The following is a 19,515-nucleotide window of genomic DNA, read 5'->3' as shown; positions in this document are numbered from 1 at the left end:
GGCCGCGGCGGTCGTCGGGGCGGCAGCCGTGCTCGTCGTCGACCGGTACGCCGGGGTCGTCGAGTACTGACCGGTCACTCGACGCGCGTCGACACCGCGATCCCCGACCCGACCGGGAGGATCGCCGTTTCGACCGCGTCGTTCGCACGGACTGCCTCGACGTACGTCCCGATCCCGTGTGTCTGCGCGTCCGCCTCGGTGGTCGGCAGCGGCCGCCCGTCCGCCGCGTGGTCGACCAGTCGCTCGAAGTCGATCGGTCCGCGAGCGATGTTGTCGGCGACGACGACGTCCCCGTGGCGGAGTTTCGGGAGGACCTCGCGGAACGCGTCGAGGTAGCGCGACTTCTGGTGGTCGATCAACACGACGTCGAAGGGACCGTCGTACCGGTCGATCGTTTCCATCGCGTCGCCGACCTCGAAAGTGACGGCGTCGTCGTAGCCGTACGACCGCGCGAGCTCGCGACCCCGTTCGGCCTCCTCGACATCGAACTCTGTACAGATCACCGCGTCGGCACCGCCCCGCAGGAACCACGTCGCCGAGTAGCCGAAGCCGGAGCCGAACTCGAACACCCGCTCCGCGTCGGTGAGCCTGGCGAGCAGTCGGAGGACCGCGCCCGCGTCCGGGCCGATGATCGGGAACTCCCACTCGTCGGCGAGCTCGGCCATCTCCGCTTGGACCGCAGTGTGTTCGGGTGCCGTCGCCGTCAGGAACCGTCGTCCACCCTCGGAGAGTACGTCCATGTCGTCGGGGTGACCGCCGTGACACTTGAACGTGACCGACAACGGTTAAGTCCCGGTCGGCCCATCGTGTTCGTAATGTTCGACCCCGAGGAACTGGCCGAGATCCGCGAGGCGAAGGCGTCCTGGGAGGAGGGGACGTACGGCGACACCGTCGAGCGATTCGGGGAGCGCGAGGCGGAGTTCACCACCGACACGGGCGGCCAGTCGGTCGACCCGCTGTACACCCCCGCGGATGTCGCGGACCACGACTACCGCGAGGACGCCGGGTTCCCCGGCGAGGAACCGTACACCCGCGGCGTCTACTCGACGATGCACCGCGGGCGGCTGTGGACGATGCGACAGTACGCCGGAATGGGAACTGCCGCCGAGACCAACAACCGGTTTCGCTACCTGATCGACGAGGGCTCTTCAGGGCTCTCGATGGCGTTCGACCTCCCGACGCAGATGGGGTACGACTCCGACGCCGCGATGGCCGAGGGCGAGGTCGGACGGTCCGGAGTCGCCATCGACACGTTGGATGACTTCGAGACGGTGTTCGAAGGGATCCCGCTCGACGAGGTGTCGACGTCGATGACGATCAACGCGCCGGCCAGCGTCCTGCTCGCGATGTACATCGCGATGGGCGACGAGCAGGGCGTCGACCGGACGGAGCTCCGCGGGACGATCCAAAACGACGTGATGAAGGAGTACATCGCGCGGAACCTCTACATCTACCCGCCGGAGCCGTCGATGCGGCTCATCACCGACATCTTCGAGTTCTGTGCGGCGGAGGTCCCCAACTTCAACACGATCTCCATCTCGGGGTACCACATCCGGGAAGCGGGATCGACAGCCGCCCAAGAGGTCGCGTTCACGCTCGGTAACGGGATCGAGTACGTGCAGGCGGCCGTCGACGCCGGGCTCGACGTGGACGAGTTCGCCCCGCAGCTCTCCTTTTTCTTCAACGCCCACAACAACGTCTTCGAGGAGGCCGCGAAGTTCCGGGCGGCTCGCCGGATGTGGGCCGAGATCATGGAGGAGCGGTTCGGCGCGGAGAACCCCAAATCCAAACAGCTGAAGTTCCACACCCAGACCGGCGGCTCCACATTGACGGCCCAGCAGATCGAGAACAACGTCGTCCGGGTGGCGTATCAGGCGCTCGCGGCGGTGCTCGGCGGGACCCAGAGCCTCCACACGAACGGGAAGGACGAGGCGCTCGCGCTACCCACCGAGAAGTCCGTCCGAACCGCGCTGCGGACACAGCAGATCCTCGCACACGAGTCGGGCGCGGCGGACACGATCGACCCGCTCGCCGGCAGCTACTACGTCGAGAGCCTCACCGACGGGGTCGAAGCGGACGCCTTCGAGATCCTGGAGGAGGTCGACGACCGCGGCGGGATGCTGGAAGCGGTCAAGAGCCAGTGGGTCCAACGGCAGATCCAAGACGTCGCCTTCGAGCGCCAGCAGGAGATCGAAGCGGGCGAGCGCGTGATCGTCGGCGTCAACGAGTTCCAAGTGGACGAGGAGCCGGAGATGGACTTAGAAGAGGTCGATCCCGAACAGGAGGCGGAACAGCGCGAGCGCTTACAGGAGATAAAAGCCGACCGCGACGGCGAGGCGGTCGACGCCGCGCTCGCGTCGCTCCGTGAGGCGGCCCGCGGCGACGAGAACGTCATGCCACACGTCGTCGACGCGGTGAAGGCGTACGCGACGGTTCAAGAGATAAGCGACGTGTTCCGCGACGAGTTCGGGGAGTACAAGCCGGGGCGGTAGCCGGTCACTCCTCCGAGCGGGTCGCTCACGGAGTGTCCCACGAAGATGGGGGCGGCTCCGACGACCTGTCGACGTGTGTGGTTATAAAGGCCCCGTGGCTCCGATGATGACCCATAGCCGGTCAGTGGCGACATATCAAGAGAGTATTATAATCGACCATCCGCGGTCGTGTCTGAGTGATGCCGTTACGGATCACAACAGGTGAGACGCTTCTCCCGATCGGTCAATACGCGGGATGTGCGTACCGCTTCTAGGGAGCAGCTGAACGGATCTCATTTATAAATAGACACCCGATTCAGATCTCGTGAGCGAGCCACGTGGCCGTTGCCTTCCAAGTTATCACGACGTCACGTCCCTCCACTAGGGCGAGTCGATCGGCACTGTCTTTCGTGACGAGTGCTCGAAAACCGGTCCCGTCGACATCGACACGGACGGTGAAAACCGTCTTTCCACGGTCGATCCCGTCGATCGTTCCGGAGAGGCGGTTCCTCGCACTCGTTGAATCGGGGTCGGGGTCCGCAGCCGGTTCGAGCACGGTGATCGAGTCCGCACCGATTCGGATCTGGACGTGATCACCAGGTTCGGCCCCGTCGTGAAGACCGCGGACTGTTCCGATCCCGGTCGTCACGTCCGCCAACTCGCCGGTAACAGTCTCGACCGTCCCCTCGAGAACGGTTTCGGGGACTCGTGCAGTCGCGGAGAGCACGACTTGGAGCCGCTCGTACTGGTTTACCAGCTGTATCGCGTTCTTCGTGAGTCGGCTCCCGCCGCCGTCACTCCCGCCGCGATACCGCTCGACGAGGTCGCCGAAGGCAGATTCGAGCGTTTCGATACGCGAGAGGTCCCGGGCACGCGAGCGGCCGAGGTTCGAGGAAGCCCTGGCGACCGATCCCGTCTCGCCGATCTCCCGGAGCAATACGACGTCACGCTCGGCGAACTCGACCCCGTTCCGAACCAGCGTCGCGCGTCCCTGCCCGCTCGTTTCGTCCATCGGTGAGGACTACTCGGGGAGGCGTTTAGGTTCTTGCCGTCGGATCGTCACGGCTCAATAGACGAGCTCTCCTTCGATGAACTTCCGGGCGCGGGGGTCCTCGGGCGTCGTGAACACCCGCTCGGCGGGGCCGACCTCGATGAGTCCCCCGTCGAGCATCACCGCCACTCGATCGGCGATACGCTCGGCCTGATTCATGTCGTGTGTGGCGACAGCGACGCCGAGCCCCCGCTTCCGGGCCGTCTCTATCGCCTCCTCGATGGCCGCCGTGTTTCGGGGATCGAGGTCCGACGTCGGTTCGTCCAACAGCAGGAAGTCGGGGTCGTAGGCGAGCGCGCGGGCGAACGCGACTCGCTGTGCCTCGCCGCCCGACAGTGAGGACGCCGACTGGGTCTCCGCGTCGGCGAGGCCGACGACCTTCAGGGCCTCCGTGATCTCGCGAGTCGTGTGCCCCCCGCGGAGCCGCGAGCACCACCGCAGGACCCGATCGCGCCAGTCGCGGCGGATATGCCGTCCGTACTCCACGTTCCGACGGACGGTCGCGTCGAAGAGGTTCGGCTCCTGAAACACCATCCCGATCCGGCGTCGGACAGCGAGGCGGTCACGCTCGGAGCGCGACCACACGTCGGTACCGTCCATCTCGACGGTCCCCGCGTCGGGCTGATAAAAGAGCGACAACAGTCGGAGGAGTGTGGTCTTTCCCGTCCCGGAGGGACCGATTATCGCCACGGTCTCTCCCGGATCGATCCCGAACGTCACACCGTCGAGAACGTCGGTGTCGGCGAAGCCGTGGCTGACGTTCCTGGCGGAGAGTCCCGCTTCGATTCGCTGTTCCGGCTCACGTTCCCGCTGGCGTTGCTGCATTAGAGACGACCCCCGCCGAGCCGTAGGACGATGGCGTTGATCGACAGGACGAGCACTACGAGGATCGCACCGAGGATCAGCGCCAACTCGAAGCGGCCCTGTCGAGCCTCGAGCTGGATCGCCGTCGTGAGCGTTCGGGTGATCGAGGTGCCGTCGGCACCGGCGATGTTCCCACCGACGATGAGCACCGATCCCACCTCGCTGATCGCGCGCCCGAGACCGGCGAGGACCCCGGTGACGATCCCGTAGCGGGCCTCCTTGATCGTCACGAGCGCGACGTCGACGCGAGTCCCACCCATCGCGTACGCGGCGTCACGGACCCCCTCCTCGACGCTGGTCACGGCGGCGAGGCTGACGCCCGTGATAACCGGCGTCGCGAGGACGAACTGTGACAATATCATCGCCTCCGTCGTGAACACGAGGTTCAGCGGCCCGAGCGGACCCTGATTCGAAACGGCGAAGAGGACGACTAAGCCGACGACGACGCTCGGGAACCCCATTCCCGTGTTGATGACGGCGACGAGGGATCCCCTCCCGGGGAACTCCGAGAAGCCGACGAGCATCGCGATCGGCAGACTCACCAACGTGCTGATCAGGACGGCCGTAAGGCTCACGTACAGCGAGACGGCGATGATGCTCTCGACGTAGTTCCGCTCGAAGGGGAACTCGACAAAGAGCGGAACGGAGGGGTCCACGAGTCCCGGGACGGACGAAACGAACTCGATCATGGCCGGATGTCACTCCTCGTCCGGTGACCAGTCCTCGGGCACGTACTGCCGGAAGTTCGGGTCTTCCGAGACCGCCTCGGGGAAGAACAGCTGCTCACCCTCAACGGTGTACTCTTCGATGATTTCCTGCCCTTCATGCGAGGTAAGGAACCCGATGTAGGCCATCGCGAGGTCGTAGTTGACGTTCTCGTGGACGCCGGGGTCCACCGCGACGATGCCGTACGGGTTAGCGAGGAGCTCCGGCCCGCCCTCGATCGGGCCCTCAACCCGGATCTCGATGTCGAGTTCGGATTGCTGAGAAATGAACGTGCCACGGTCCGAGAGGGTGTAGGCGGGCGTCTGGTCGGCCTGATTCAGCACCTCACCCATCCCGGACCCGGCTTCGCGGTACCACTCGCCGCCGGGATCGACATCCGACGCGTCCCAGATGGCCAGCTCCTTCGCGTGCGTGCCGGAGTTGTCGCCGCGTGAGACGAAGGTGGCCTCCGCATCGGCGATGGCCCGGAACGCCTCGGTCACCTCGTCCATGCCGTCGATCCCGGCGGGATCGTCGTCGGGCCCGACGACGACGAAGTCGTTGAACATCAGATCGCGGCGGTTGATGCCGTGTCCCTCCCTGAGGAACTCGTCTTCGAGCGAGCGGGCGTGGACCATGACGACGTCCGAGTCGCCGGCCCTTCCGGTCTCCAGTGCCGCTCCAGTTCCTCGCGCGATGGCCTGGACTTCGACCCCGTACCGGGCTTCGAACGCGGCGTTCACCTCGTCCAGCAGCCCCGTGTCGTAGGTGCTTGTCGTCGTCGTGAGCGTAAGCGTCTCGTCGAGGATCGCTGCTTCGTCTCCCCCGCCATCATCGGCACACCCGGCGAGAGCCGCAGCCGTCCCGCCGACGGTTGCGGCGAGGAACGCTCTGCGTTGAATCATTGATGATACAACGATCCCGGGCTACGCACTTATCCATTTCGACGTTTACGTAACCGGGTGCGGTTATACTATCGGAGCCGAACCGCGGTCCCGTACGCGAGTATCTCCGCGCCGCTGTCGGCGATCGATGACGTCGTAAAGCGCACGTTGACGACCGCGTCGGCGTTAAGCGCTTCCGCTTCCTCGACCATCCGCGCTTGAGCCTCGTCACGGGCGTCGGTCATCAGCTCCGTGTACCCTTTCAGTTCCCCACCCGCGAGGTTGCGGAGGCCCTGCGTGAAGTCCCGACCGACGTTCCGCGCGCGAACCGTGTTGCCGCGAACGACACCCAGCGTCTCGACGACCTCGCTGCCCGCGACACTGTCAGTGTTGGAGAGCTCCATATCCATACATTGGCGGTAGAGTACTTAACTAATGACGACGATAGACGAACGGGGTAAGTGCAGGGCGGACCACCAGTGCGACACGGTTTTTACTCGGTGATGAGTTCATCCGGTATGTCCGAGCCGTCGGTTCACGTCGGGGTCCTCCACGAAGGGGGGCGCTCACCGGAACAGGAGGCCGCGATCGAGTGGCTCCGCGACCACGGCGTCAGCCACGAGCTCCTCAACGCCGCCGAGACGGAGACCGTTCCGGAGGCGGTCGACGTCTGCTGGTGGCACCGCGTTGCCCCGTTGGAAGGGCCGTCGCCGCTCGAAACCGCCCGGCCCGCGATCGAGGCGTTCCTCGCCGACGGCGGCGGGCTGTTGTTGTCGCTTCGGGCGATGGCCGCGGTCGACGACCTGTCCGTCGAGAGCGTCCCGCCGGATACGGTGCTCGACGAGGCGGTCACCGAGTCCACTGGCCTCCTCTGGCGGTCGGTGTACGAGGACCACCCGAGTGTAACGGCCTTGGACGGGCTCCGCCACCCGCTCCGCGATCACGGGACGGCCCCGGCGGTGCAATACGAGGCCGTGCTCCCCGAGCGGGGCGAGGTGCTCGCCTCGACCGTCCATGGCGACGACGACGATCCCGGCCGGATGACGGTCGTCTCGTGGAGCGTCGAGGATCGCGGAGCCAACGAAGCCGGAAACGACGGCGGCGTCCTCGGTGTCGGTGCCCCGATCACGTTCGACGGAACACTCGCGCCCGACGAGGGACGCGCGGCGGCGCTCGCCGAGACCCGCGACGGGTTCCTCACTGGCTGTCTCCGTGGGCTGGCCGCCGGCGACGCTACCCCTCCCAGACCGACCACACCCGAGGCGCTCCGCGCGCTCCGCGAGCGCGTCCCCGACGAACGGGACCGACCGGCGTACCACCTCACGGCCCCGGCGAACTGGCTGAACGACCCGAACGGACTCACGACGTGGAACGGGCAATACCACGTCTTCTATCAGTACAACCCGGCCGGCCCGTTCCACAACACGATCCACTGGGGGCACGCGGTCAGCGACGACCTCGTGACGTGGACCGACGAACCGGTCGCGCTCGCGCCCTCTCCGGACGGTCCCGACCGCGACGGCTGCTGGTCCGGGTGTGCCGTCGACGACGACGGCGTCGCGACGATCGTGTACACCGGCGGCCGGGATCGCGACCAGCTCCCCTGCTTGGCCACGACGGACGATCCCGCCCTTAGGCGGTGGGACAAGGACCCATCGAACCCGGTGATCGAGTCGCCGCCGGACGACTTGGATCTCCTCGAGACGGAGCACTGGCGCGCGGAGTTCCGCGACCACTGTATCTGGCGCGACGACGGGACGTGGTACCAGCTCATCGGGACGGGGCTCGCGGACGGTCGCGGCGCGGTGCTTCTGTACACCGCTACCGACCTCCGAGAGTGGACGTACGAGGGGCCGGTGTTGACCGGGCCGCCCGCCTCGGGCACGGTGTGGGAGTGCCCGGAGCTGCTCGACCTCGGCGACGAGCAGCTGCTCCACGTCTCCGACTACGAGAACGTCGTCTACTTTCTGGGCCAGTTCGAGAACGGTACGTTCGAGCCCGAGCGGCAGGGACTACTCGACCACGGCGACTTCTACGCGCCCCAGTCGCTCCGCGACGGCGACCGAACGCTCACCTGGGGGTGGGTCCCGGAGGCTCGCGATCCGGACGCCCAGTGGGACGCCGGCTGGTCCGGCGCCCTCTCGCTCCCGCGGGAGATAACGACCGACGAAGCGGGGCGGCTGCGTCAACGCCCCGCGACCGAGCTCACGGAGCTCAGGGAGGACCGACTGGAAACCGCGGACGCGTTTGCCCTCGCGGACGGCGAACGACGGTCCCTCGACGCGGCGGGCGCGACGCTGGAGCTGTCGCTCGATATCGCGATCGACGACGCCGAAAGCGTCACGCTCTCGGTCCACGAGACGCCGGACCGGGCCGAACACACCCGGATCCGGTACACGCACGCCGGCGACCTGATCGTCGAGCGCGACGACGCGAGCGAGGACCACCGATCGACGGGGCACCCCCAAGAGATGCCGGTTCCGCCGTACGACGAGCCGCTGTCGCTGCGGGTGTTCGTCGATCGGTCGGTGATCGAGATCTATGCCAACGAGCGCCACTGTCTGACGACCAGGGTGTATCCCACCCGCGAAGACGCAGTCGGGGTCTCGATGAGTGCGGAAGGGGGCCGCGCGAGCGTCGGATCGCTCTCGGCGTGGAAGCTCGGCGGGATCATGCGTTGACATTAGCTCCTCGGTGACGGCGACTCCGTCTCCGGCGGTACCGGCCGTGGATCGGCCGAATCACCCTGTTCGACCGCGTAGTCTTCAGGTTCGGCCGGGTCGAGCTACTGATACCCGCCGTATCCCTCGCGTTCGCCCCAGCCACCTCGGTCGCGAGTGTCACCGAGGTCGGGGACGGCATTCCGCCGATTCGGAGGCGAGAGCTCCTCGTCGGCTCGAGGGATCCGCCAGTGGGCCAGCTCGCCCGTGATCCGCGTCCGGTTACCGTCGACAGCGAGCCGGAGTGTCGGTGCGAGCGTTCCCCCGAATCGGTCACGCTGTTCGGCCGCTGGCAACTCCGCGACCTCGTCGAGCGACTCGCCGGCGAAGTCGTGGTAGTTGAGGAAGCTCTGGACCAACACCTCCTCGGCGTGTGGGAACGCCATCCAGGAGTACGCCTGATACGGCGCGTCCGGTGGGTTCGTGACCACCAGCCCGGAGCCGTTTAGCGGCTGGTACTCCCCGCGGAGGGTGTCGGAGACGAACCCGTAGAGGGCGTCATACCCCGAGACGCCGGGCGCGAACGTGTGGAAATGGCTGGAGACGAACAGGTAGTACCGGTCGTCGTGAACGACGACGTGCGGCCGTTCGAGCTCCTGGTTGACGCCGATCGCGTCCAGTAACGGCGGCTGCAGCTCCCACGAGAGCGGGTCACCCGTTGCCGAGACGGCGACCCCGACGCAGCCGTTGAACTCCCGCGCGGCAGGATCTATCGAGGGTTCGTCCCCGATATCGGCGTCGGTGACGGGGGCGTTGGCCTCGAACAGGAGGTACGTCTCCCCGGTCGCGGGATCCTCGAAAAACCACGGGTCACGGAAGGTGTAGATCATCCCTTCCGACTGGTCGCTGGTCTCGTACCAGTCGCCGTCGGGCCGTAACAACACCTCGTGGGTCCACGGTCCGTCGACGTGTACCCCGTCCGCGTCCGCGACGACGGTTCCCCCGTGGGCGACGGCGATCCGCTGGGTGTACGTCATCTCGTCGGCGTCGTCGTCGCCGGCGGCGGTGTAGTACAGGTACACCGAGCCGTCGTCGTACAGCGCGGAGCCGGCCCACTGTCGTTGGCCGAGCGCGTCGCCGTCGAAAACCGGTCCGCCGTCGTGCCACGTCCGGCCGTCCGCCGAGTAGAAACACCGGATCTCCGCGACGTCGTGTCGCTCGCCAGGCAGGAGCTCCCGGGTCGCCGTGAGCGAGAACGCGACCTGCCAGCCGTCGATCGTCGCGATTTCCCCGTTCCGTCCCCGGAGAAGCCACGTGTCCCAGACGTACACGTCCGATGCGGGGTCGGCCGATGTGGAATCGTCGGCCGGTGGCGACGTCGGCGACGCGACGGTGTCAACCGTCCGTTCTATCCCCGCTACGTGTTCCCGGCGCCATCGAGAACGCTCGCCGTCCGGGTTCGCTCCGGGCGTATTCGTCATATGGACGTTACTCACACCCGAGAGTAAAAGCGTTCAGCTTCGCCCACGCTCGACGATCGGAACCCGTCTCGGTCGCTACACCGAAGCATGGAGATAGAGGGTTTCAGCCACTAACGAACCGTATCCGTGCCGATCCGCCATCGTTCGTCCCGCCGCGTCGTCCCCTGAATGATTATAAATACTTTTTATGTCCGGCACCCCCATGTTCGATAATGTCGAACAGCCACCAGACCCCGCCTGCTCGGTGTCCCGGCCGTACCGCTTGTGGTCGGGTACCCGTTCCCCTCCGGAGGTAACCGCGTGGACCGATCGGAGCTCATCGCGGTGCTCGAGGACGCGGGACTCTCGCCGTATCAGGCCGACGCGTACGTCGCGGTGTTGGAGCTCGGTTCCGCCCCCGCGACGACCATCGCCGACCGGAGCAGCGTCCCGGATCAACGCATCTACGACGTGTTGCGAGACCTCGAGGACGAGGGATACGTCGAGATATACGAACAGGAGTCGCTGTACGCCCGGGCGTTCAGCCTGGACGACGTGATCGGCGACCTCCAATCGCGGGCCGAACGGTTCACGACGGCGGCCTCGGAGATCGAGCGCCGCTGGACGGAACCCGAGCTCGAAGCCTCGGCGGTCAGCATCGTCAAGCAGTTCGAGACGGTGTTGAAGAACGCCCAAGAAGCGATCCGCGAGGCTGACTCCCAAGTCCAACTGTCGCTCGATCTCGACCACTACGACCGGTTCGCGCCGGACCTCGCGGCGGCGCTCGCCGACGGCGTCCAGGTCAACCTCTCCTTGCACACCGGCGACCCGAAGGATCTCCCCGACGCCGACGAGCTCGCGACCGTCTGTACGGAGGCCCGCTACCGTCGGCTTCCGTCGCCGTTCGTCGCGATCATCGACCGCACGAAGACGTGTTTCGCGCCCCATGCGGGGTCGACGAACGAGTACGGCGTGCTCGTCGACGACCGGACGCACACGTACGTCTTCCACTGGTTCTTCCTCACCACGCAGTGGGACGTCTGGGAACAAGTGTACGCCGACGTCGACGACACCCCGCCGATCGAGTACGCCGACATCCGCTACTGCGTGCAGGACGTCCTCCCGTTGCTCGAAGAGGGAGCCACGGTCACGGTGCGGATCGTCGGGGCGGACACCGATACAGGGGAGAAACGAGTCGTCGACGGGACCGTCCGTGACGTGCTCCTCACCGACACCGACTCCCCCCGTGACCTCGGGTCGATCGCGAGCTACGGCGGTCAGGTCGCCCTCATCGTCGACACCGAAGAGGGGCCGATCGAGGTTGGCGGCTGGGGGGCGATGATCGAGGAGATCGAAGCCCACCGTCTCACCGTCCTCTCGATCGACCAATAGCACGAGCCTCGGGGGGTATCGGTCGGTGTCGACGGAGCGAGCGGTTCCCGTCCTGAACCGTCTCTACTATATAACCTGACTCGGTACCACGACACATGAGCCGATCAGACACCACTAATGTGGTTAGCGATCCGGCGTGGTGGAAGGAGGCCGTGATCTACCAGATATATCCGCGCAGCTTCAACGACACCGACGGCGACGGGCTCGGCGACATTCCAGGGATCGTCGAGAAGGTCGAGTACCTCGACTACCTCGGCGTCGACTGCGTCTGGTTGAACCCGGTGTACGAGTCGCCCGACGTCGACAACGGGTACGACGTCGCCGATTACCGCGCCATCGACCCGGCGTACGGTTCGATGGATGACTGGGAGCGGCTGGTGTCGGAGCTCCACGACCGCGACATCCGGATCGTGATGGATCTCGTGTTGAACCACACGTCCGATCAACACGCCTGGTTCCAGCGCTCGCGAGCGGGAGAAGGGGAGTACGCCGACTATTACATCTGGCGTGACGGTCCGGAAGGCCCGAGCGCTGCGGCCGACGAGACGGAGCCGGACACCGCGAGCGACAGGGACGAGCCGAACACTTTGCGCGATGGGGACCAGTACCCGAACAACTGGGAGTCGTACTTCGAAGGGCCGGCGTGGAGCTACGACGAGGAGCGCGAATCGTACCACCTCCACCTCTTCGCGTCTGAACAGCCGGATCTCAACTGGGAGAACCCGACCGTCCGCGAGGAGTTGTACGATATCGTTCAGTGGTGGCTCGAACGCGACATCGACGGGTTCCGTCTCGACGTGATCAACCTGATCTCCAAAGTCGAGGGGTTACCGGACGGCGATCCCGAGAGCGACTTCCTCGTCGGGTCCGAACAGTTCGTCAACGGCCCCAGAATGCACGAGTTCTTCGACGAGCTGGCGGCAAAGGGGTTCGGCGATCGCCGGGAAGAGACTGTCTCGATCGGGGAGTGTTCCGAGATCGACCCCGAGACCGCGATCGACGTGACCGGTCGAGAGTCGAACGCCATCGACATGACGATCTTCTTCGAGCACATGAACCTCGATCGCCACGACCGGTGGGAGCCCCGCGAGTGGACGCTCCCGGAGCTCAAATCGGTAATGGCCGAGTGGCAGGCGGCGGTCGACCGCGGCGCGTGGGTCAGTCTCTACCACAGCAACCACGACCAGCCTCGCGGGCTCTCGCGGTTCGGCGACGAGCGGTTCCGCTACGAGTCGGCAACGATGCTCGCGACCTGTATCCACGGGCACCGGGGGACGCCGTTCGTCTATCAGGGCGAAGAGATCGGGATGAGCAACGTCAGCTTCGAGTCACCGACGGATCTCCGGGACGTCTGGGCACGCAACTACTGGGACCGTCGACGGGAAGCGGGCGAACCGTTCGACGCCGTTCGCCCCCGGCTCGAACGGTTCAGTCGGGACCACGCCCGAACGCCGATGCAGTGGAGCGACGACGAGCACGCCGGCTTCACCGAGGGGGAGCCGTGGATCCCCGTCGCCGATGACCACACGGAAGTGAACGTCGAGGCGCAGATCGGTGCCGACCGCTCGGTGCTGGAGTACTACCGGGAGCTGATCACGCTCCGCGACGTCGACGACGTGCTGGTGTACGGTGACTTCGAACTACTCGCACCCGAACACGAGACGGTGTACGCGATCCGCCGGACGCTGGACGGCGCGGACCACGAGCTGGTGGTCCTGTGTAACTTCTCGGCGTCGAGGACGGCGTTCGAGACGCCGGAGGCGGTTCCGACCGCCGACGCCACGGTCGCGCTCGCGAACCGGGCGGATCCGCCAATGCATCCTCGGCGTGTCGAGCTCGACCCGTACGAATCGGTTATCTATCGGGTTCCGACCTCGTAGCGACAGGTACGGGAGAAACAGGAATACAAGCAGAAACGGGAACGGGAAGCGGACGGAAACCGAGATCCGGGCTACGCCAGTTCGTGCCGGATCGCGTCGCCGCTCGCCGTATCGAAGAGGTGGACGTTCGTGCGGTCGAGCACGATCTCGACGTCGTCGCCCTCCTGGATCGTGGTGTCCGGCGGGAGGTTGATCAACAGCTGTCCCTCGCCACGGCCCTCGGCGCTGGCCTCGACGCTTTCGTCGGACAGCAGGTACGCGAACACCTTATCGCCCATCGGCTCGATGACGTCGACGATCGCCTCGAGCGGGCGCGTCGGCTCCTCCGCCTTGTCGCGTTCGGCGGCGAGATGGATGTTCTCCGGTCGGACACCGACGGTCACGTCCTGTCCCACGTCGACCCCCTGGATGTCGGGGTCGAACGAGAGGTCGGTGTAACGGGATTCGAACCCGTCCGTCGTCACCTGCCCCTCGATGAAGTTCATCGCTGGCGACCCGATGAAGCCGGCGACGAACAGGTTGTCCGGCTCGTTGTAACACTTCAGCGGCGGGTCGACCTGCTGGAGCTCGCCCGAGTCGATCACGGCGATCCGGTCGGACATCGTCATCGCTTGCGCCTGGTCGTGGGTGACGTAGATGATGGTGGTGTCGAGCTTACGGTGGAGCCGCTGGAGCTGCGTCCGCATGTGGACCTTCAGCTCGGCGTCGAGGTTCGCAAGCGGCTCGTCCATCAGGAACACCTCCGGCTCCCGGACGATCGCTCTGGCGATCGCGACGCGCTGGCGCTGGCCGCCGGACATCTCCTCGGGCATCCGGTCCATCATCCCCCCGAGCTGGACGACGTCGGCCGCCTCCTCGACCCGGCGGTCGACCTCCTCCTGGTCGTACTTCCGCAAGCGGAGCCCGAAGGAGATGTTGTCGTACACGTCCATGTGGGGGAACAGCGCGATGTTCTGGAACACCATCGATATCCCCCGGTCTTTCGGCGGGAGGTTCGTCACGTCCCGCCCGCCGATCTCGACCGATCCCTCAGTGGGGATCGTGAGCCCGGCGATCGTCTGCATGGTCGTCGACTTGCCGCACCCGGAGGGGCCGACGAAGGTAACGAACTCCCCGTCGTTGATCTCCAGGTTCATGTCGTCGACCGCGATCTCGTCCCCGTACCGTTTCGTGATGCCGTTTAGTGTGACTGATGCCATTGATTTACTCCTTGAGTGCGCCCGCGGTGAGTCCGCTCACGATCTTCTCCTGTGCCACGATCACCAGTATCGCGACGGGTAACACCGCGACGATACTGGCGGCCGCCATGAGGTTGAACAGCACTTCGAACTCCCCCTGGAACCGGAGGACGCCCTCCAGCATCGGTGCCCAGTTCTCCGGGCTGCCGTCCGTCATCAGCGAGGAGAAGAAGTACTCGTTGTACACCGAGATGAACGTCAACACGCCGGCGGTCGCGACGCCGGGTGCCGACAGCGGCACGATCACCCGGAACAGCGCGCCGAGCCGGGTCGTCCCCTCGACGCGTGCCGCGTCCTCCAACCCGTCGGGGATCTGTGCGTAGAACGTCATGAGGATGAAGATCGACAGCGGCAGGAAGATCGCCGACAGCGGGATGAAGATGGCGTGTGGCGTGTTGTACAGCGATCCGTCCTGCATCAGCGGTCGCAGGACGTCGATGTTCGTGTTGAACAGCCGGTTTAGCGGCACGAAGAAGGCCGCGGGCGGGAAGAAGGACGTAACGAGGACGCCCAACAGCAACACGTTCTTTCCGCGGAACCGGAGCCGGCCGAACACGTAGCCGGCGAGGCTCGCAACGAGCAACACCGCGACCGTCGCCACCGTCGCGATCAGGAAGCTGTTGAACACGTACCGGTGGAACGGGAGCCGCTGGAAGATCTCGACGAACGCGAGCACGTTGATATCCGCCGGCAGTCCGGTCGGATACCCGAGCGTCGCGTCGATCAGGGGTAGGTCGACCTCCCCTCGTGGCGTCCCGCCGGGAGTGAGCACGCCGGTGCTGCCGAGCTGTGCTCGGGGCGTGAGCGCCACCATGAACAGCCAGTAGAACGGGAACAGCGTGGTGACGAGGAAGAACACCGTCGCCGTGTAGAACGCTGCCTTGTACGCACGGTCCGGATTCGAGATCATCCGCGCGGCCCACGCCTCGACCACGCCGCGGTCGAGATCCGGCTCCTCGGCGCGCCCCATCTCGCCCAGCTCGACGTCGTCGCGTCCGCTCATCAGAGACCACCCTCCGTGTCACGGAGCCCGATCAAGTAGACGGCGACGAACACGCCGATCACGACCGCGGTGAGGAACGCGACCGCGGAGGCGGTCGCCCATCGTCGGGTCTGGTTGAGCGAGATGATCACGAGACAGGTCAACGACGGAACCGTCTGACAGCCAGCGGTCGCGTCGATGAGCCCGTAGATCCGCATCGCGTCCATCGTCCGGAACAGCATCGCGACGATGAGCGCCGGGGCGACAAGCGGCAGCGTGATGTACTTGAACCGCTGCCACGGCGACGCCCCCGACACCTTCGCGACGTCGTAGAGCCCGCGATCGATGCTCTGGAGTCCGGCGAGGATCAGCAGTGCCATGAACGCCGCCGTCTTCCAGATGTCGGCGACCAACACGATCAGGAACGAGTCGGAGCTGCTCGCCAGCGGGTTGTCGCCGAACACGCCGAGCCACTGCATGAAGTCGGCACCGAACCCGATGGTCGGGTTGAACAGCAGGAAGAAGATCATTCCCTGAATGACGATGGGGATGGCCCACGGGATGATGATCGCGACCCGGACCCACCGACGACCGTAGAACTCCTTGTCGATCACGAGCGCCTGCCCGAAGCCGATCAGGGTCTCGAAGAGGACGCTGATGATCGCGAACGCGAGCGTCACCAGCAGCGCCTGCCGGAAGAACGGAGTCCCGAGCTCGATGAACGGGAACCCGCTCGTGAACGCGACATCGACGAACTGTCGTGGGACGCGTGCCGACCCCGTCAGCAGGTCGACGTAGTTGTCCAACCCGACGAACGCGCCGAACGGGTCGGCCTGATCGACCTCGTCGCGGAGCAGCGAGAACCGGAACGTTTGTATCAGCGGATAGAACGCGATCGCCGCGAGCAGCAGGAACGCCGGAAGCAGCAGGACGTAGGCGTACACCTGTTCGGTCTGCGTCTCGAGCCAGTTGAGCGGCCGTGCGAGCAGACGCGTTCCGGTCTCACCACCCCCCGCCCCGCCAGATCCCGTGTCTGATGACATCCCCGTTCACCCGGGTTACTGCTGTTCCGCCTGTTCGAGCGCGCTCTCGAGGTCCGACATCGCTTCCTCGGGAGTCTTTTCACCCGTGTACGCGTCGTGGATCTCCGAGGAGATCAGCGGCGACTGCTCCGGCCACGCGGTCGTCACGGGCCGTGCGACCGTGTTCTCGCCCGCGACCGCGATCGTGTCGAGGAAGCGTCCGAGGTTGTCCAACGCGTCGGGGTCCGCACCCTGAGTCACCGACGGGTCCGGGGGGATGTACCCGCCCTCCTCGAAGTTCGTGAGCATCACGTTCTCGTTCGCGAACGCCTCGAGGACCTGAAGCGACTCGTCCAGCCGCGGCGTGTTCGGATTGACAGTGAGATGCCAGCCGCCGAGCGCGTGCTGAGTGCCGCCGGTGCCCGCGTGCGCACCCTCACCCTCCTCGACGCCGTACGGCATCGGCATGACCGCGTGGTCCTCGAAGTCGAAGGCGGCGTCGGTCGCATTGATCGGGATGACGTACGGCCAGTTGCGATGGAAGATCGCGTTACCGCCGGTGAACGGCTCGCGCGACGGCTCCTCGGTGAACTCGACGAGGTCCGAGGTCGTGATCTGCGGGAAGTCCGGATGCGCGTCCTCCGCGTCGGGGCCGTACATGAACGACCGCATCATCCGGAGCGTCTCGTGGACGGGTTCCTCGTCGACCGTGATGGGTCGGTCGCCGACCGGCCCGAAGAGGTTCTCATGGTCGCCGAAGTACGCACCTCCCATCGACGTCATGATCTCGTTGAACGCACAACAGGAGGTCCCCTCGTAGTTGTCACCCTGCGTCGTGAAACCGTACTCCATGTCGGGGTTCTGGTCCCAGACGTCGGCGACGACCTCGGCGAACTCCTGCCAAGACATCGGCTCCGTGGCCCAGTTCTCGCCGTCCGGGTCGTATCCCGCCTCCTCGACGAGGTCCTTGCGGTAGTGGATCATCGGGTAGTCCGGGAACAGGGGGAGCCCGTACAGGTCGCCGGTCTCCGGGTGGCTCGCGGTGTCAACGGCCGCCGAGAGGTAGCTGTCCTGGACGTAGTCGACGGTGTCCGAGGAGAGCTCCTCGCTGAGGTTGACGAGCTGCTCGCGGACGACGAACGGGATCGTCCAACCCGAGTCCATCATGAAGATGTCCGGCCGGGAACGCCCCGCGTCGAGCGCGGACGTGAAGTCCGCCTGCCGTGCACCCGTCTCGAAGTCGCCGGAGAGGATGTCGACCTCGATATCCTCGTCGAGGCCGGCGTCGTACAGCGCCTGGATGACATCGTCCTCGATGTCGGTCCATTCGCCGTCCATCGTGATCTGGACTGCCTCGTCGTCGTCACCAAGACAGCCAGCGACGCCGGCCGTCACGCCGGCGACACCGGTTGCTTGCATGAACCGTCTTCGCGAGACGCTCCGCGACCCCTCTGTGTGATCGTTTTCGGTATTACTCATCACGGGTGTTGTTACAGATTACCCCCACATATAATCATGGGATTAATTCAAACAGACGATCCCGACAAACAGCCTCAACGACGGATCGGGACGGCCGGAGTTGCTTGAGCGCCACAGGGAGTATGCTCGTTCGTTACGACTCCGTCGACGGGACACACCCGGGATCACCCGGGGACGTCGACCGCCCCTCGACTGCGGTTATCGCCCTTTCGGGGGTTTGAATAGCACCCATAGCCAGTACCCAATCGAACGAGCCTCATGGATCTCCGAAACGATGGGTAATCGCACGCGTCGGCTTCTCGGGTCGGTAGAGCAGGTGTTCTTCGGCGGGATGGAGCTCGCGGTGCTCTCTTCACCGGCGTTCGCGGCGTTGCTTGTGCTTCAGGAACGGTATCCGGACGCGATCCCGATCGCCGGACTCCTCGCGATCGCCACCGGGAGCGTCGCGATCGCCGCTCTCCGAACGAAGACGGTCGATACCGGCATGTGGCCACGTCGGTCGGAGCTGACGTCGATCCCCCTCCGCGTCGGCTACTTCAGCGTGCTGTTCCTCGCGGCGACCCTCGGCGTCGCCGCCGTCGCGATCGAGCTCGGCACGCTCTGGGTGGCGCTCGCTGGCGGGGTCGTCCAGCCGCTCGGTCTCGCGGCGTTCCCGCGCGTGTATCGTGCCGTCTACGGGGACCCGCTGCGGAAGCCCGCAGCGCGGATGTGACCGACCGGAACTCGATACCGAAGCCGCTGTCGCACACGTATTTATACGGTCCAGGTCGTCTATCTCATCCGTGTTCCGCTCCCTGATCGACCGCGACCGAGACGAAGGGCTCGACGACGCCATCGAGTCGCTTCGCGACCGCGTCGGGGTACTTGACGACGCCATCGAACCGCTTCGCCGATCGGCGTACACCGGCGAGAACCGATGTATCCCGTGTACGGCCCTCAACTCGGTTCTCGTCCTCGTCGCCGTTGCGGCCGCGTCGCGGCGTGACCGACGGCTCGGCGTCGTGATCGGCGCGATCGGCGCGCTCTCGATCTGGCTCCGCGGGTACGTCGTTCCCGGGACCCCCCGATTCGCTCCGCGACTCGCCGAGCCGCTGCCGGTCGAGTTCGGACACGGCCCGGCAGCAGGCGATTCGGACTCGATCGCGCTAACGCCGGACCGGGGCATCGACCCGGAGACAGTGTTCGAGACGCTCCTTGAGGCCGGCGTCGTCGTCGCAGACGGGGACAGGCTCGTCCTCGCGGACGGGTTCTACGACGCGTGGCTCGATCGGATGGCGGAGCTCCGGGCGCTCTCCGGTCCCGAGCTCGCCGCTCGGACGGCGGCAGCCTCGTTCTCGGACGTCGAGGGATCAGCTCACGGCGACCGTGTGCTTCTCGCCGGGGACAGCGACGCCTGGCTGGACCGCGCGGTCGCGATCGCCGAGGCC

General features: G+C 65.9%; 17 protein-coding genes. 6 read left to right on the top strand and 11 right to left on the bottom strand.

The window, feature by feature from the left end; translation table 11 throughout:
- Window positions 1-74: 74 nt before the first annotated feature.
- On the bottom strand, window positions 75-740 hold the full coding sequence (locus ACFQEU_RS03485; RefSeq protein ID WP_379779330.1) for an O-methyltransferase: 666 nt from the start codon (window positions 738-740) through the stop codon (window positions 75-77).
- A 75-nt stretch (window positions 741-815) separates the two neighbouring features.
- On the opposite strand from ACFQEU_RS03485, the gene ACFQEU_RS03480 reads away from it, so the two are divergent.
- Window positions 816-2,492, top strand: a complete 1,677-nt coding sequence (locus ACFQEU_RS03480; protein WP_379779328.1) for an acyl-CoA mutase large subunit family protein — start codon at window positions 816-818, stop codon at window positions 2,490-2,492.
- 295 nt (window positions 2,493-2,787) lie between these two features.
- Here the strand turns inward: ACFQEU_RS03480 and ACFQEU_RS03475 are convergent, their stop codons facing one another.
- From ACFQEU_RS03475 to ACFQEU_RS03455, 5 genes are all read right to left on the bottom strand, one after another.
- Window positions 2,788-3,483, bottom strand: a complete 696-nt coding sequence (locus ACFQEU_RS03475) for a TOBE domain-containing protein (protein ID WP_379779326.1) — start codon at window positions 3,481-3,483, stop codon at window positions 2,788-2,790.
- A 54-nt stretch (window positions 3,484-3,537) separates the two neighbouring features.
- A complete protein-coding gene (locus ACFQEU_RS03470) occupies window positions 3,538-4,347 on the bottom strand; it encodes an amino acid ABC transporter ATP-binding protein (RefSeq protein WP_379779324.1) in 810 nt (269 codons plus the stop codon).
- Window positions 4,347-5,075: an ABC transporter permease gene (locus tag ACFQEU_RS03465; protein ID WP_379779322.1), complete on the bottom strand. Its 729-nt coding sequence runs from the start codon at window positions 5,073-5,075 to the stop codon at window positions 4,347-4,349. Before ACFQEU_RS03465 ends, ACFQEU_RS03470 begins: the two co-directional genes overlap by 1 nt.
- Before the next feature lie 9 nt (window positions 5,076-5,084).
- Window positions 5,085-5,996, bottom strand: a complete 912-nt coding sequence (locus ACFQEU_RS03460; RefSeq protein ID WP_379779320.1) for an ABC transporter substrate-binding protein — start codon at window positions 5,994-5,996, stop codon at window positions 5,085-5,087.
- 68 nt (window positions 5,997-6,064) lie between these two features.
- The gene (locus tag ACFQEU_RS03455; RefSeq protein ID WP_379779318.1) at window positions 6,065-6,379 is read right to left on the bottom strand and encodes a YbjQ family protein; all 315 of its coding nucleotides are present in this window, start codon (window positions 6,377-6,379) and stop codon (window positions 6,065-6,067) included.
- 114 nt (window positions 6,380-6,493) lie between these two features.
- Here ACFQEU_RS03455 and ACFQEU_RS03450 point away from each other — a divergent pair, with 114 nt between their 5' ends.
- Entirely contained in the window at window positions 6,494-8,656 is a 2,163-nt protein-coding gene (locus tag ACFQEU_RS03450) for a glycoside hydrolase family 32 protein (protein ID WP_379779316.1), read from the top strand.
- Between the two features lie 104 nt (window positions 8,657-8,760).
- Here the strand turns inward: ACFQEU_RS03450 and ACFQEU_RS03445 are convergent, their stop codons facing one another.
- Window positions 8,761-10,116: a glycoside hydrolase family 68 protein gene (locus tag ACFQEU_RS03445; RefSeq protein WP_379779314.1), complete on the bottom strand. Its 1,356-nt coding sequence runs from the start codon at window positions 10,114-10,116 to the stop codon at window positions 8,761-8,763.
- 300 nt (window positions 10,117-10,416) lie between these two features.
- Between ACFQEU_RS03445 and ACFQEU_RS03440 the strand changes: the two genes are divergently transcribed.
- Both ACFQEU_RS03440 and ACFQEU_RS03435 read left to right on the top strand, forming a co-directional pair.
- Entirely contained in the window at window positions 10,417-11,487 is a 1,071-nt protein-coding gene (locus tag ACFQEU_RS03440; RefSeq protein WP_379779312.1) for a TrmB family transcriptional regulator, read from the top strand.
- Between the two features lie 95 nt (window positions 11,488-11,582).
- Window positions 11,583-13,367, top strand: a complete 1,785-nt coding sequence (locus ACFQEU_RS03435; RefSeq protein WP_379779310.1) for an alpha-glucosidase — start codon at window positions 11,583-11,585, stop codon at window positions 13,365-13,367.
- Window positions 13,368-13,438: 71 nt separating this feature from the next.
- Here the strand turns inward: ACFQEU_RS03435 and ACFQEU_RS03430 are convergent, their stop codons facing one another.
- From ACFQEU_RS03430 to ACFQEU_RS03415, 4 genes are read right to left on the bottom strand one after another with little or no spacing between them, the layout of a single operon-like run.
- Entirely contained in the window at window positions 13,439-14,566 is a 1,128-nt protein-coding gene (locus tag ACFQEU_RS03430; RefSeq protein WP_379779308.1) for an ABC transporter ATP-binding protein, read from the bottom strand.
- 4 nt (window positions 14,567-14,570) lie between these two features.
- The gene (locus ACFQEU_RS03425; protein ID WP_379779306.1) at window positions 14,571-15,608 is read right to left on the bottom strand and encodes a carbohydrate ABC transporter permease; all 1,038 of its coding nucleotides are present in this window, start codon (window positions 15,606-15,608) and stop codon (window positions 14,571-14,573) included.
- Window positions 15,608-16,630, bottom strand: coding sequence for a carbohydrate ABC transporter permease (locus ACFQEU_RS03420; RefSeq protein ID WP_379779304.1), 1,023 nt, complete (start codon window positions 16,628-16,630; stop codon window positions 15,608-15,610). The genes ACFQEU_RS03425 and ACFQEU_RS03420 overlap by 1 nt, the downstream gene beginning before the upstream one ends.
- 15 nt (window positions 16,631-16,645) lie before the next feature.
- Window positions 16,646-18,088 carry a substrate-binding domain-containing protein gene (locus ACFQEU_RS03415; protein WP_379779302.1) on the bottom strand — a complete coding sequence of 481 codons (1,443 nt, stop codon included), beginning with the start codon at window positions 18,086-18,088 and terminating at the stop codon, window positions 16,646-16,648.
- Between the two features lie 274 nt (window positions 18,089-18,362).
- Between ACFQEU_RS03415 and ACFQEU_RS03410 the strand changes: the two genes are divergently transcribed.
- Window positions 18,363-18,800: a hypothetical protein gene (locus ACFQEU_RS03410; protein WP_379779300.1), complete on the top strand. Its 438-nt coding sequence runs from the start codon at window positions 18,363-18,365 to the stop codon at window positions 18,798-18,800.
- A gap of 70 nt (window positions 18,801-18,870) precedes the next feature.
- The coding region (locus tag ACFQEU_RS03405) for a DUF8054 domain-containing protein (RefSeq protein WP_465261113.1) at window positions 18,871-19,515 on the top strand (645 nt) is incomplete at its 3' end.

Source organism: Halorubrum tibetense (genome assembly GCF_042661865.1).
Taxonomy (GTDB): Archaea; Halobacteriota; Halobacteria; order Halobacteriales; family Haloferacaceae; genus Halorubrum; species Halorubrum tibetense.
The sequence above is the reverse complement of the archived record's forward strand: the minus strand, read 5'-3'. Positions and strand labels throughout refer to the sequence as shown.